At 64.0% G+C, this 12608-nt stretch carries 17 protein-coding genes; 11 read left to right on the top strand and 6 right to left on the bottom strand.

Annotated features, from left to right (window positions below; translation table 11 throughout):
• Nucleotides 1-37: 37 nt before the first annotated feature.
• The 6 genes from QM806_RS09520 (at nt 38) to QM806_RS09495 (ending at nt 3737) form a co-directional block, all read left to right on the top strand.
• On the top strand, nt 38-727 hold the full coding sequence (locus QM806_RS09520; protein WP_167121075.1) for a TerD family protein: 690 nt from the start codon (nt 38-40) through the stop codon (nt 725-727).
• Nucleotides 728-913: 186 nt separating this feature from the next.
• The gene (locus tag QM806_RS09515) at nt 914-1207 is read left to right on the top strand and encodes a hypothetical protein (protein ID WP_269590946.1); all 294 of its coding nucleotides are present in this window, start codon (nt 914-916) and stop codon (nt 1205-1207) included.
• Nucleotides 1207-2571, top strand: a complete 1365-nt coding sequence (locus QM806_RS09510) for a WXG100 family type VII secretion target (protein WP_283291173.1) — start codon at nt 1207-1209, stop codon at nt 2569-2571. Before QM806_RS09515 ends, QM806_RS09510 begins: the two co-directional genes overlap by 1 nt.
• Nucleotides 2572-2698: 127 nt before the next feature.
• The gene (locus QM806_RS09505; RefSeq protein ID WP_133984795.1) at nt 2699-2938 is read left to right on the top strand and encodes a hypothetical protein; all 240 of its coding nucleotides are present in this window, start codon (nt 2699-2701) and stop codon (nt 2936-2938) included.
• Nucleotides 2935-3231, top strand: coding sequence for a hypothetical protein (locus QM806_RS09500; protein WP_167121079.1), 297 nt, complete (start codon nt 2935-2937; stop codon nt 3229-3231). Before QM806_RS09505 ends, QM806_RS09500 begins: the two co-directional genes overlap by 4 nt.
• Nucleotides 3232-3326: 95 nt before the next feature.
• On the top strand, nt 3327-3737 hold the full coding sequence (locus tag QM806_RS09495) for a YjbQ family protein (RefSeq protein ID WP_005564528.1): 411 nt from the start codon (nt 3327-3329) through the stop codon (nt 3735-3737).
• A gap of 26 nt (nt 3738-3763) precedes the next feature.
• On the opposite strand, the gene QM806_RS09490 is transcribed toward QM806_RS09495, so the two are convergent.
• Nucleotides 3764-4399 (bottom strand): TetR family transcriptional regulator, encoded by a 636-nt coding sequence (locus tag QM806_RS09490; protein ID WP_167121082.1) that lies wholly within the window; start codon nt 4397-4399, stop codon nt 3764-3766.
• A 109-nt stretch (nt 4400-4508) separates the two neighbouring features.
• Here QM806_RS09490 and QM806_RS09485 point away from each other — a divergent pair, with 109 nt between their 5' ends.
• Nucleotides 4509-5024: a CarD family transcriptional regulator gene (locus QM806_RS09485; RefSeq protein WP_043788687.1), complete on the top strand. Its 516-nt coding sequence runs from the start codon at nt 4509-4511 to the stop codon at nt 5022-5024.
• Nucleotides 5025-5125: 101 nt separating this feature from the next.
• On the opposite strand, the gene QM806_RS09480 is transcribed toward QM806_RS09485, so the two are convergent.
• Nucleotides 5126-6004 carry a glycine-rich protein gene (locus tag QM806_RS09480; protein WP_283291168.1) on the bottom strand — a complete coding sequence of 293 codons (879 nt, stop codon included), beginning with the start codon at nt 6002-6004 and terminating at the stop codon, nt 5126-5128.
• 231 nt (nt 6005-6235) lie between these two features.
• Here QM806_RS09480 and QM806_RS09475 point away from each other — a divergent pair, with 231 nt between their 5' ends.
• Nucleotides 6236-7234 carry an MBL fold metallo-hydrolase gene (locus QM806_RS09475; protein WP_167121179.1) on the top strand — a complete coding sequence of 333 codons (999 nt, stop codon included), beginning with the start codon at nt 6236-6238 and terminating at the stop codon, nt 7232-7234.
• A gap of 57 nt (nt 7235-7291) precedes the next feature.
• On the opposite strand, the gene QM806_RS09470 is transcribed toward QM806_RS09475, so the two are convergent.
• Nucleotides 7292-7810, bottom strand: coding sequence for a hypothetical protein (locus QM806_RS09470; RefSeq protein WP_241769472.1), 519 nt, complete (start codon nt 7808-7810; stop codon nt 7292-7294).
• Between the two features lie 124 nt (nt 7811-7934).
• Between QM806_RS09470 and QM806_RS09465 the strand changes: the two genes are divergently transcribed.
• From QM806_RS09465 to QM806_RS09455, 3 genes are all read left to right on the top strand, one after another.
• Entirely contained in the window at nt 7935-8252 is a 318-nt protein-coding gene (locus QM806_RS09465) for a type VII secretion target (protein ID WP_005564520.1), read from the top strand.
• Nucleotides 8252-8974: a hypothetical protein gene (locus QM806_RS09460; protein WP_043788679.1), complete on the top strand. Its 723-nt coding sequence runs from the start codon at nt 8252-8254 to the stop codon at nt 8972-8974. The genes QM806_RS09465 and QM806_RS09460 overlap by 1 nt, the downstream gene beginning before the upstream one ends.
• Nucleotides 8975-9045: 71 nt before the next feature.
• Entirely contained in the window at nt 9046-9375 is a 330-nt protein-coding gene (locus QM806_RS09455; RefSeq protein ID WP_283291164.1) for a hypothetical protein, read from the top strand.
• Nucleotides 9376-9417: 42 nt separating this feature from the next.
• Here the strand turns inward: QM806_RS09455 and QM806_RS09450 are convergent, their stop codons facing one another.
• The 3 genes from QM806_RS09450 to QM806_RS09440 form a co-directional block, all read right to left on the bottom strand.
• Nucleotides 9418-10461 (bottom strand): DNA polymerase IV, encoded by a 1044-nt coding sequence (locus QM806_RS09450; protein ID WP_005564516.1) that lies wholly within the window; start codon nt 10459-10461, stop codon nt 9418-9420.
• A gap of 65 nt (nt 10462-10526) precedes the next feature.
• Nucleotides 10527-10979 carry a hypothetical protein gene (locus tag QM806_RS09445; RefSeq protein ID WP_005564514.1) on the bottom strand — a complete coding sequence of 151 codons (453 nt, stop codon included), beginning with the start codon at nt 10977-10979 and terminating at the stop codon, nt 10527-10529.
• A gap of 224 nt (nt 10980-11203) precedes the next feature.
• Complete coding sequence (locus tag QM806_RS09440; protein ID WP_167114037.1) at nt 11204-12601, bottom strand: plasmid pRiA4b ORF-3 family protein; 1398 nt, start codon at nt 12599-12601, stop codon at nt 11204-11206.
• Between the last annotated feature and the right edge of the window lie 7 nt (nt 12602-12608).

Genomic DNA, 12608 nt, shown 5'->3' with positions numbered 1-12608 from the left:
GGTCTGATGCGCTCAGTCAATCGGAAGGTTCCCACCTGTGGCCATCGACTACACCCGACGCCCGTCCACTCCTGCCGCACCGCAGGGCGGAGTCAATCTGAGCAAGGTGACCCTGTCGAAGGCTGCGCCTTCCGTCAGCCTCACGAAGTCGGGTGAGCGACAGGGTGCGATGCGGGTCAACCTCAACTGGTCGACGGGCGCGACACCGCAACCGAAGAAGACCGGTTTCTTCGCGAAGCTTGCGGCCGCCGCGGGCGGTAACAACGGCATCGACCTGGATCTCGGCTGCTTGTACGAACTAGCCGACGGGTCGAAGGGTGTCGTCCAGGCACTCGGCAACAGTTTCGGATCGCTGCAGGCCCCGCCGTTCATCAAACTCGACGCCGACGACCGCACCGGCACTGTGACCGGCGGCGAGAACATGCACATCAACCTCGACCGACCGGAAATGTTCAAGCGGATCCTCATCTTCGCGATGATCTACGACGGCGCACCCAACTGGGCAGCCGTGGACGGCGTTGTCACCCTCTACCCCACCAGCGGCCCCGAGGTGGAGGTTCGACTGGACTCGTCGAACAGCTCCGCCCGCATCTGCGCCATCGCGATGCTGCAGAACACCGGACAGGGCCTCACCGTCACCCGCGAGGTGAAGTACATCGAAGGCAGCCAGGCGGATCTCGACAAGACCTACAGCTGGGGCATGAAGTGGGCGGCCGGCCGCAAGTAACGGCGCCTGCGGCGGCAGACGTTGGCGCCTCATGCTGAACGGCGCGCACGTGTACTCGTAACCAGGTGCCGCGTCCACCCGCAGTCGGCGCTGGAGTTGGGCGTCGAATATACTCTTCGCGGCCTTGCGGAGTCGGATCGAGGGGATCCAGATAGCGTGAGGTGAGGGGACGCTTCGGGGGGAATTGTGAAGGTCGATCCAACAGAACTGCGCGTGCTCGCTTCATCTATGTATGACGTAGGTGAAGCGATCGATGACATCGAGGTCCGTGGCTCGATCATCACGGTGGGCGACTTCATGCCGGGCTGCGATGTCCCTGCTGCACTCGACGAGGCCGGCGAGTTCATCGAAGGCGCATATCTGCGAATGGCGCAGCGAGCGAGGCGAATCGCGGCTGTCGCGACCGGAAACGCGCACGAGTTCGAAGTTTCGGAGGACGACTTCCGGTCGCAACTGAACGCAATCGGAGCTCGGCCCTGATGCCGACCCGCAGCGAGATCGAACGATGGAAGCCGGCCGCACTCCTCGATGTCGCCGCGCGCCTGCGCGTCGGGGACGCCGACTACTCAGGTCAGCTCGATCGAATGCGCTCGGGGATCCAAAATGTGGGAAGTCACTGGCACGGCGAATCGTACGATGCGGCATACGACCGCATCGGAACCGACTGCGATGTCGGTGCACGGACATCACGCGAGATCTTGGAGCTCATCGATGTGCTCGATCAGGGTGCGAACAAACTTGTTTCTCATCTGACTGTTGTCAACACCAGAACAGCTGAGGCCGAGGCAGACCAGTGCACTGTGGCCGATGACTGGTCCGTTTCCGGCGATACCGCTAAAGCCGAGCAACATTCATCCGCCATCGCTGTCGCGTTGCGCGAGCTCATGGTGGTCGCGGATGACACCGCGAAGAAGATTCGCGACGCCGCCGTCGAGATCCGGGCGTGCGGAAATCAACTACCTGAGGGACTCGATCCCTCGGGCGCAGAACATGTTGTCGGCACGCAGGAAGCCCGCGATCAAGTTTCAGCTGAAGCGTTCAATGACATGTTCGGGCGATACCCGCTCTCGCCAAGTGACTGGCAAACCGCCACCGTGCTGAATCCGAACAGCTACACAGAGAAGTACCAAGGAGTGCAGCCGGAGATCAAGGTTGTGCACATCGATCCGGTACCGGGCCAAGGGGTTGTTCGGACGAGTAGCTTCATCGAGCAGTACTCGGTGTTCAACCGGCCGTACTACGACCTGGGAGACAATCGCCCGAACAGTCCCGACTTCGATCCCGAAAACAGCAGAGTAACCACATATGTCGACTATGAGAACGGCATCGTCGTCATGCGGCAGAACCCGTCGGTCGATACCACCGGTGAAGTGAAGGTCGGGTCTCCGGACGCCGAGGTGTGGCAGGTGGACGACGGGTCAGTGCGCCTGAAGTACGAAGCAGCGAACCCCTTCCATCCGAAAGTCGGACCATTCGAAGCACCCGGCGATGCAATGCCCACCGTGCACGGCGATGTGGTGATCACGCCAGGGCAGGGGCAGCCCGGGATGCCCGGTTCCACTGGTGTGACGGTCAATGGAACGCGCGCCGACTATCCGTCTTTCGAGGTGTACCAAGACGACCCCACTGGCACGACGCACACGGTCGCCGTGGATCCCGCGGCCTCGGGCCAACCATGGGGTCCGGCGCTCAACCTCTGGACCGACCATGACATCGGCAGCGGCGAACGTGCGCTGGAACAGTTTCAGCACGTTCAGGAATGGGCTGGGCGCATCCCTCCCACCGTGTCCGATCTTCCCAGCACGTCCCTGGGCAGCACCGACAATCCGCCACGCGTGAAGTGACCAGGAGACGGGTCGAAGGTTGATGAATGTGTTGAGAAGGGCCACGACAACCGGCCCCGGCTATTGGAGAGCTGCGACTCTAGGCACTCCGTCGTGGCTGGCACTCGTCGTCGCAGGGTTCTTTGCTGTGGCTCCCATCGTGGGTGCCCTCTTCCCGGGCGATCCGGCCGACGTTGCCCTCGAGTTCGCCGCCATTGGCACCGAAGCCGTCATCAGCATTCTGGTAGCCGTCGCGCTGTTCGCGAGCGGATCGGCGGCCCGGCGTGGATTCGCACTGGGCATTGTCACCGCGGCGATAGTCGGCGTGGAGTTCGCGGCGATTCACTTCGCGATCAACATCGATGCACAGTATGCGGTGGCTCCGTGACCGAGAAGACTGACACCTGGTTCGGTGCCGCCACCTATCTGTCGATGGCGATTACGCTCGTGCTCCTTGTCGTCGGAATCGTGAATCCGTCGACCAATTCGGGCACACCGGCCTGGGCATGGGCCGCTCTTGTTGTCGGGCTCGTCATCATGATTGCGTTCTTTGTTGCCGGCCAGATCTATCGGCGCATCGCGTTTGGAGTACTCATCGGGCTGCTGACGCCGCTCTGTGCGTTGTTGGCGATTCCGATCGTGGCAGGGATAGGTCACGTATTGGGTGCAGTCTTCGGGTAGCCACCGGCACATGTCACCGACTGGCACAGCCGCGTCGGCGAAGGCCGCACACGTTCCGATCGACTGTCACGGGGCATGGCGCTACCGTCGGAACTATGTTCAGTACCGAGATCGAGGTGCGGACCGGCGCCGAGCCGGTGGTGTACGACCTGACCCGTGAGATCGAGAAGTTCCTCGCCTCAGCAGGCGCCGGTGACGGCCTGTTGCATGTGTGGGTGCCGCACGCCACTGCGGGACTCGTCGTCATCGAGACCGGCGCGGGAAGCGACGACGACTTGCTGCGCGCGATCGACGAAGTGCTTCCGCGCGACGACCGGTGGATCCATCGTCACGGCAGCCATGGGCACGGCCGCGACCACGTACTGCCGGCGTTCCTGCCGCCCTACGCGTCCGTGCCCGTCTTCGACGGCGCACTCGCGACGGGCACCTGGCAATCCGTGTGCCTCGTCGACACCAATGTCGACAACCCGGTGCGACACGTCCGATTCAGCTTCCTGGAAGGCTGAACCGGCGCCCGCGGAGTCATCTCCGATCAGGCCTTCGCGAGTCCCCTTGCCGAGGAATAGATTTCGGGCAGAATCGCCGTCTCGTCGGTGGACGATTGGTCCACCCACGTTTCCAACGCCGCCCGGAGCACGGCGATCGACACATCGACCGCCAGTCGAATCTGCAAGTCGGGGCAGTCGAACCTCTTCGACACCACCTCGACCAGCGCCGCGGTCCGACGCACACTCTCGCGCGCCAGCTCAGCCCGCAGCGCCGGCTCCTTCTTGATGAGACGGTTCACCCGCAGCAATCGCCGGCACGCGATCGACGAACTGTCCTGGTACATCGTCAGAGCAGCAGCGAAGGCCCTTTCCAGCGCGAGCCTCGGTGAGACCTCCGAGTCGAGCTGGTCGAGCCCGCCCGCCAAGACCGCCTCGAACGCCCAGTGGTCCCGGAGCGCGGCCTCTTCCTTGGTAGCGAAATATCGGAAGAAGGTTCGCTGGGACACTCCCGCAGCCTGCGAGATCTCGCCGACGGTCGTGCCCTCGACACCCTTGTGTTCGAAAAGCGTGAGTGCGGTCTCGCTGATCTCGACATTCGTCTGCTCGCGTCGTCGCTCCCGCAGCCCCAGCGGGCCGGCGGGCAGGTCAGGCGACACGGAGAACGCTTCGGGTCTGGTCATCAAGGGCCTTCGTTATCGGTAGGAGCACACCCCCGCGATGGTCCTCACGTGGTCACCGGTTGTCAATATGGCAGCGTGTGCCATAATGTTGGGGAAGGGTAGGTAATCTATGAATCTCAATATCGGTGATATTTTTCTGTACCCGCACCATGGGTCGGTGACTGTCACAAAGCTCACGACCCGGATGTTCAACGATTTGCCCACCGAATACGTACAGTTCGAAGTCGCCCAGAACGGGCTGTCCATCGAGATTCCGGTAGCGAAAGCCGAATCCATCGGCGTGCGGAATGCGATCAACAACGACGAAGTCGGTCGAGTCTTCGACATCCTGCGCGGTCCGACGGTCGACGACCCGTCGAACTGGTCTCGGCGATTCAAGGCCAACCAGGAAAAGCTGACCGTGGGCGGGATCTTCACGGTAAGTGAAGTCATCCGCGATCTGATGACGCGTTCGCAGGTCAAGCCACTGTCGGCCGGCGAGAAGCGGCAGCTCGAGCACGCAATGCAGCTCGTCATATCTGAACTCGTCCTCGCGATGAAGTCCGACCCCGACGAGACTCGGCGCCGCATCGAAGCGATTTACGAATCCGCCGCCGCCTCTGCGCCGGTGGCTGTCGCAGTCTGACGACACGATCGGCAGCAGCCCCGGACGAAAGTTCGGGGCTGCTGCCGATTTCGTGTGCCACTTCGCGGCCCGTGACGACGTCTCCAGCGCGGGAGTCGAGATCAGCTGCTGCCGAAGAGGTTTCCGAGTGACCCTGTTCCCGAACCGGCTCCGTACGTGATGACTACCGACGAAACAGCATCCGCCCCAGCGACGCTGAACGTTCCGCCGGGCGCGTAGGACGATCCGCCACCGCCGCCGCCACCGCCGTAGTTCTCGGCGCCACCTCCGCCGCCGAACCAGCCTCCGCCGCCACCGCCGCCCGTTCCTGCACCGGCACCACCGACACCGGCCTCACCCGGCGAGCCATGTGGTTCCGATCCACCGTTGCCTCCGATGCCGCCAGCGACGTCCGTGCCGCCACCACCACCGCCACCCCCGCCACCGGGTCCGCCGGCAGGTCCCATCAGGTTGTTGCCCGCGCCGCCGATATAGAGGTCACCCGCGCCGCCTCCACCCGCGGCGACGATCTGACGATCCGCCAGCTCACCCGTCCCGGTGCGAACGTCGGCGGCACCGCCTCCGCCACTTGCGCCGGTGCCGCCGGCCCCACCGCCGTTGTATCCGGCCTGGCCGTTGCCGTCGCCACCGTTGCCGCCGACCTGGATGTACAGCGCGTCACCTGCGGCGACAGTCAGCTGCCCGGTCGCGACGGCCGCGGCACCGCCGAGGATGTCTTCACTGTTTCCACCACGACCGCCCGTTGCCGTCACCGACAGGCTGGTGATGCCCTCGGGAACCGTGAACGACTGCGCACTGCCGGTAAACGTGAACGTGCAGGTCACCTGCGTGCCGGCGCCCTGCACACAGCCGGCAGGCAACGCCGCCGGCGCGGCAACCGCCACACTGGGGGCAAGGAGTCCCGAGGCACCCACTACGGCAAAGCCACACATCCCGGTCGTGTACCACCGGCGGCGTGATCGAACGAGGTTCGTGGTCAAAGCAGTCTCCTGTCGCAGAGCGAGCACGTGAAAGCTGGTCCGAGTGGAGCATTCCACAGCGTCCGGCGTCCAGTGAGTGTTCCGGTCTCGCGGTCGGCTTACACACCAAAGCACCTGGTCACGGGGCATGCCGTTCCGCTAATCGGGACCCGCGGTATCGCAATGCGCGCCGAAAGGTCAGTATGAAGGTAAGTAGAACTAATTTGTTCATCTAGGCAACGAGGTATGCACATGAGCGACGCAGCACCCATCGGTGACGGGATCTTCCAGATTCCGGTGCCGATCACGGACAACCCCCTCGGTCACACCCTGGTGTACGCGATGGAATCACCCGGCGGTCTGATCCTCGTCGACGCCGGCTGGAACGACGACAACGCCTGGAACGGCCTCACCTCCGGACTCGAGGCCATCGGGCACTCGGTCAAGGATGTGGAAGGCGTCGTACTCACCCACTTCCACCCCGACCACACCGGTCTGTGTGGGCGAGTCCGGGAGGCGTCCGGTGCGTGGATCGCGATGCACGAATCCGATCACGAAATGTTCGAGCACATGTCGACCGGTCACGGACCCGAGTGGTTGGATTTCCAGAAGGCCAACATGACGCGCGCCGGTGCCGCCCCGGCAGATCTCGAGGCATTCGAGAACGCATCGAGCGGGAAGCCGCCGGCGGGTCCCGAGTCGGCGCCCGATCGTGTTCTCGTCGACGACGAACTCATTGCCCTCGCCGGCCGTAACCTGCGCGCCGTCTACACCCCGGGGCACACCCCGGGCCACGTCTGCTTCTACCTCGAAGACGCCGACGTGATGTTCACCGGCGACCACGTCCTGCAGAAGACGACGCCGCACGTCGGCAATTTCGTGTACCCGCTCGAGGAGCGCGACGGCCTGGCAGAGTTCATGGACTCGCTGCGCCGCGTCCAGACCATGAACATCACCCGCGGACTCGGCGCCCACGGCATCCCCATCGACGACGTCGCGGGTCGCGCCGGCGAACTGATCGAGCACCACGAGGAGCGACTCGACCACCTGTACAAGGCTTTCGGCGACGATCAGATCACCGTGTGGCAGGTCGCCGAGCGCATGAAGTGGTACAAGCCGTGGGCCGACATCTCCCCCATGGGCAAGGGCATGGCCCTGTCCGAGGCGGCGGCCCACCTTCGGCACCTCGTCGCCCGCGACCTCGTCGCCCAGGTCCCCGACAGCGAACCCGCCGTCTTCGCCCGCCGCTGATACGTGAGTGGCAAAGCGTGCCCGAGCACACTTTGCCACTCACGTGGGTTAGCCTGGCTATACCTGACGTGCGAACTCTGGATGCGCCTGTGCCACAACGACCGCGGTCCCGTCGGCGTTCAGCGTGGCACCGGTGAACAGAGTCGCACGCTGGTTGAGTTTGGCTGCACCGAGCAGCAGCCCGAAGGCGGCGAAGAAGGTGAGAGACAGCACCGCTTCGTTCTTCTCGGCAGATTGGGCCGCGATGAAGAGGACGACGACCGCAACAAGAAACCCCACGAGGGTTGCCAGTGCCGCCCCGCGCCATCGCCTCTGGCGCTCGATGCACTGCGCGCAGACAGGCCAGTCCATGGACACTGTGTATCTTCCCGCCGAGGCGACATCCCCGCCCGTTAGCGACCTCGACTTCTTGCCGGACAGTAGAGTCGTCTCCCTGCGATCTACCTCCGGCTCACCGTGTACGGCACACACATGCGGAACGGGTCGCTCCAACTGAAGCAGGTGATCTGCCCAGTTCGCGGTCAATGGACCGGCGCTGTCGATATCGATTTCGCCCGCCCGCACGCCGAGCAACACGTCAACCCTCCCCGAACTATTCATGCGCGGATTATCGCAGTCGGCCGATTCACCCGACGGGCCGGCGTGGACGGATCGTGTGTTGTAATTCTGGCGCACATCCAAGAATCGTTCGGGGGGAACCATGTCAGAGGAATTGCAGGTCGATCCGGCCACTCTGGACGGGCTTGCGCGCAACCTGATGGAACTGTCGGCCCAGACTGAACCGGCCAGGACCTACCTCAACAGGTGGTTAGGTCTATCGACAGCAAGTGGTCGGGCGTTCTTCGAGGTCACGAAGTCCATTGCAGAGGTTCGTGATCGACTCGATGCGAACTATGCGGCGCTGGGGAGCCTCTCCGATCGCTCCGCGACGGAGTTGGAGTCGACCGCGATTATGTACAGGACGACCGATCACGCATACGCGGCTGAGCTCGATCGCACTCTTGTCGGGGAGAAGTGATGAGCAGCAATCCAGTCGATGCACTGACCGAACCCGATGGGTCCGACCCTGTTCCCGACATGCTCGAGAACGCCGTTGGGCTGTCGTTCCTGAGTCCCTCGTTCTACATCCAGCAGTTCTGCACCTCAGTGATCAAGTCCAATCCGTGGGACTGGGCGGCGGAACAGCTCTCGGGCGACTGGGATGGCGTGAAGCGCGCAGGGAACAGCGTCCAGAATCTGGCCGACTACAACGACCACTTCTCCGCAGCAATCCACGAGAGTCTTCGTGGCGTCGAGCCGTGGAGAGGCATCGCGGCCGACAACGCGCGCGGCTACTTTCAGAAGTTTGGTGACGCGGTCGGTAGCCAGGCGTCACCGCTTCGTTCCATTGCAGAACAGATCGACCAGATTTCCCTTGCCATGTATGAGCTGTCGAAGGCCGTAGGGGATGCCCTCTCCGCCATTACCGACATGGCAATCATCGCCCTCATCGAGATTGCCGCCGCAGAGGCGCTGACACTGACTGGTGTCGGCGTTGTCGGTTCAGGCGCAGCGATGGGCGCGGCCACGCTGCAGGTTCTGATGATCCTCGAAAAGTGGGGTGAGGTCCTCCAGTACTGGACAACAACATGGTCCGTCGTCCAGGCCCTTATGAGTGGTATCACCGGATCACTTGCCGGCAGCGAGTTCATCGATCTGCCCAGCCTTCCCGAAACTTCCTACGACCATCCGGGGGCGTGATGGATCAGCCTGAACGCACATTCGACGTGGCACGGGACGACCTCGGGGTGTCCCTTCACCTGAAGCAGTCGTTGACCGTCCTCGCGGCGAAGTCGCCGGATCCGGATTTTCGCCGCCTCGCTGCAGACGTCTTGTCGGGTGCCTTGGGCGTGCGCGACCTCGTAGCATCAGAGGCCTTCAACGCCACTCTCGACAGGGTGATCCCATTGGCCCTGGCCGACCTCGAATCACTTTCTGACGAGCAGCGCGAGCGACTTGCCGCAGAAACTCGCGAGCGGATGGACTCTCTCGCCGGCTCCATGGGCGCTCGCGACGACGCAGTGGCGCAGGGGGCGAACCCAGATGAACCGGCCGACGAGGACTGGAATCAGCAGGGCGGGATTCTGAGTTCCGACTGGTGACCCCACGTGAGTGGCAAAGCGTGCCCGAGCACGCCTTGCCACTCACGTCGGCGGGGTCATTTCCAGCCGCACACCGAGGAGTCGCACTTCCCGCTCGTGGTCGAGCCTGTCGACCAATGCTGTTGCCGCATCGGCGATCACGTCCGGGTCGAATGTCGGCTCCGGCAGCGGCTTGCTCGTCGTGTGGGTATCGAACGGGGCGTAGCGCACCTTCAACGCCACTCGCACCGCCCGGCGGTTCTCCGCGAGGATGTCCTCCCGGACCCGGGCGGCGAGACGACGGATCTCCTCGGTGACGGCCTCCCGGCCGGCGAGGTTCTGCTGGAAGGTCGTCTCCCGGCTGTGCGACCGGGCCACCCAGGGTTCCGCCGAGACCGGGGAGAGGTCGATGCCGCGACCGATCCTGGCGTACCACGGTCCCATGTTCGGACCGAGGGTCGCGGCCAATTCCTGATCCGAGGCGTCGGCGAGTTCCTGCACGGTGCTGATGCCCAGCGCGGTAAGCTTCTTCGCTGTCTTCTTTCCGATCCCCCACAGCGCGTCGGTGGGGCGCTCCCCCATGACGGCGAACCAGTTTTCCTCGGTGAGCCGATAGATGCCCTGCGGTTTGCCGAAGTCGGTCGCGATCTTGGCTCGTAACTTGTTGTCGCCGATACCTACTGAGCAGTGCAGCCCGGTCGCGTCGAGGACGGCGTCGTGCACGGTTCGCGCGAAGGCCTCCGGGTCGTCGGTCTCGACACCCAGAAACGCCTCGTCCCAGCCCATCACCTCGACGACGACGTCCAGTTTTCGCAACGTGTCCATCACGACGCCCGACACCTCGGTGTAGACCTCGGCGTCGACAGGTAGGAACACTGCGTCAGGGATCTTCCGCGCCGCAATCCGCATCGGCATTCCGGAACCGACACCGAACTCACGCGCCTCATACGACGCCGTCGACACCACCGCGCGCTCGGTGGGATCCCCGCGACCGCCCACGACGACGGGACGTCCCCGCAGTTCAGGATGCCGCAGCACCTCGACGGCGGCGATGAACTGGTCGAGATCGACATGCAACACCCACCGACGACGCGGCGGAATGCTCATGGAACCAGTGTGCCGGAATCGTCGTACCGCGACCCTCGAATCCTCGACTTCTGCGGCGGCGGAGGTCAGAACACGTCGTCGGCGTCGACAGACGGAATCAACTCGTCGGGGAACCGATACGAGCATCCGAGTTCACTGGTGGACCGGGTGCCCCAATTGTCCCGGAACCAGGCCACGCAGGTGTTCGCGATCAGGTTCACATCGCGACTGAAGAGATAGCCGTCCGTACAGTCTTCGAAGTGGCCGTCGAAATGCCACCTGTCGAGGGTCAGGTGCTCGGCCGAATAGTCGGCGAGCAGCAGGTGCCCGAGTTCGACGCGTGATCGCCTTAGCATCAACACACCGTCGGCCAGTACCTGAATCTGCGCGCAGACGACCTCTTCGTCGTCGTCCTCACTGACGTAGCTGTTCGGGCCGATCTCGACGATGAGCGCGACCGGTTGATCGACCAGCGAACCCGTCAACCACTCGACCATTCCCGCCCACGAAACCTCGGGCACCTCGGTGGAATCGACCATCGTCGTCAACCTCCCTCGCTCGCGACCGACTATTGCATGGACGTATCAAAGCAGAAGATTCCGACACATGTGGCCCGAAATCGTTCTGCGTCGAAGAGTGTCGTTTGCGTGATCGTCCGGCGACTGCCTGGAGCCATCGCCACCGCGTGAGTGCCATGTGGGCCGAAAGCAACTGCGCCCAAATAGGTTCGGGCGTAGTCCGGTGCTGTCACGACGTTGCCGACCTACATCGACAGCACCATCTGCGCGAGGAGCCGACCCCATTCGGGGTCCATGGGCTGGTCGCGCTGCACCCAGCCCTCGACCATTGCGCCGATCAGTTCGAGGAACGAGATCGTGGGACGTCCCATCCAGAAGACTTCTTCCCTGCCGACGATCGTGCCGTCGCTGGTCTGCCAGCCGAGGGCGGCGAGTCCCTCGGCGATCACGTCCCTGCGTTCGTCCGACGACGTGCCCGCGGCGAGTGTGAGAAGCACGAGGTATCCGGTCTCCCGCTCGATCTGTTCGGTGCCCAGCGGCAGTCGATCGAGCAGATGACGCCACATCTTTGTCGCGTTGTCCGCCATCGCCGTTCCGAGATTGGTTCGAACGAGCTTTCCCTTGTACTTGCGCACCAGTCCGAGTGTCTTGGCGTACTCACGGAGCAGGTGGACGGGCCGTTGGTCCGTCTCGCGGTTGCTGGTGGCGGGCCAGTCGTCGAAGCCCGGCAACGCCTGCCGCATCTCCGCCACCACGGCCGGGGGCAGGTAGCCCGCCTGAGTCAGCGTGATGCCGTCGGATCCGATGCGCTGCAGCAACCACCGCAGATGAAACGTCGCCGCTTCCTGGGCCGCAGGAAAGTCACCCTTCCGCGTCGTGAGCTGGGCGTGCTCGAGCAGCGAAAAGACGTGCGGGGCAGCTTGATGGGGGATCCGGCGCAGCAGTTCCGCGAACTTGGAATCGGTCACCGGACCGTGGTCACGAATCACGACTTCGATCCGCAGATTACGGTTCACGGCGTCGACGCCGAACGATTCGGGCGCGAAGCCCGGCCCGACCCACGCCCCGGCGTCGTGATGACCGGGGTGAGACGGGGTGGCCAGGACCGTCAGCAGGTCGGCGTATCCCCCCGGTCCGCCGCAATCCTCGGGCGGGCAGGCGCGGGCGCCGGCGAGGCAGGTCACCGTCGGCGCGGGCCCGTCGGCCTCGATCCGTTCGAGGACGATCGTATGGTCCCAGCCGTCGCCGAAGTCGTATTGATAGGACAGGAGCTCGCCGGGTTCGGCCAGAACCTGATCGAGCCGGACCGCGTCCTCGCACAGCTCGTCGTCCTCGTCGGCGAAGCCCTCTTCGATGCTCTCGCGCATCTCGTACCGCTCGGAGGCAGGCGGCTCACCGCCGACCCACGAATGCAGGTGGCTGTCCTGCCAGCCCATGACCGTCTGCACGATCGGATGCAGCTCGTTCAGCCGCAGGTTCGAGGGCACGACGAACTGCCGCCAGATGGCCGGCGACACGTCGTCGAGCTCGATCCGCAGGTGGAAACTCGCCACGTCTCGGCGACCCGGCCGCTCGGACGGCCGGACGATCACCGGCACGTCAGGAACGACGGACAGGTGTCGGCGTTTACCTGAAGCGGTCATGGCGTCA

The sequence above is a fragment of the Rhodococcus sp. IEGM 1351 genome, from assembly GCF_030056875.1.
Taxonomy (GTDB): domain Bacteria; phylum Actinomycetota; class Actinomycetes; order Mycobacteriales; family Mycobacteriaceae; genus Rhodococcus_F; species Rhodococcus_F opacus.
This window is presented reverse-complemented; position numbering and strand designations above follow the sequence as displayed.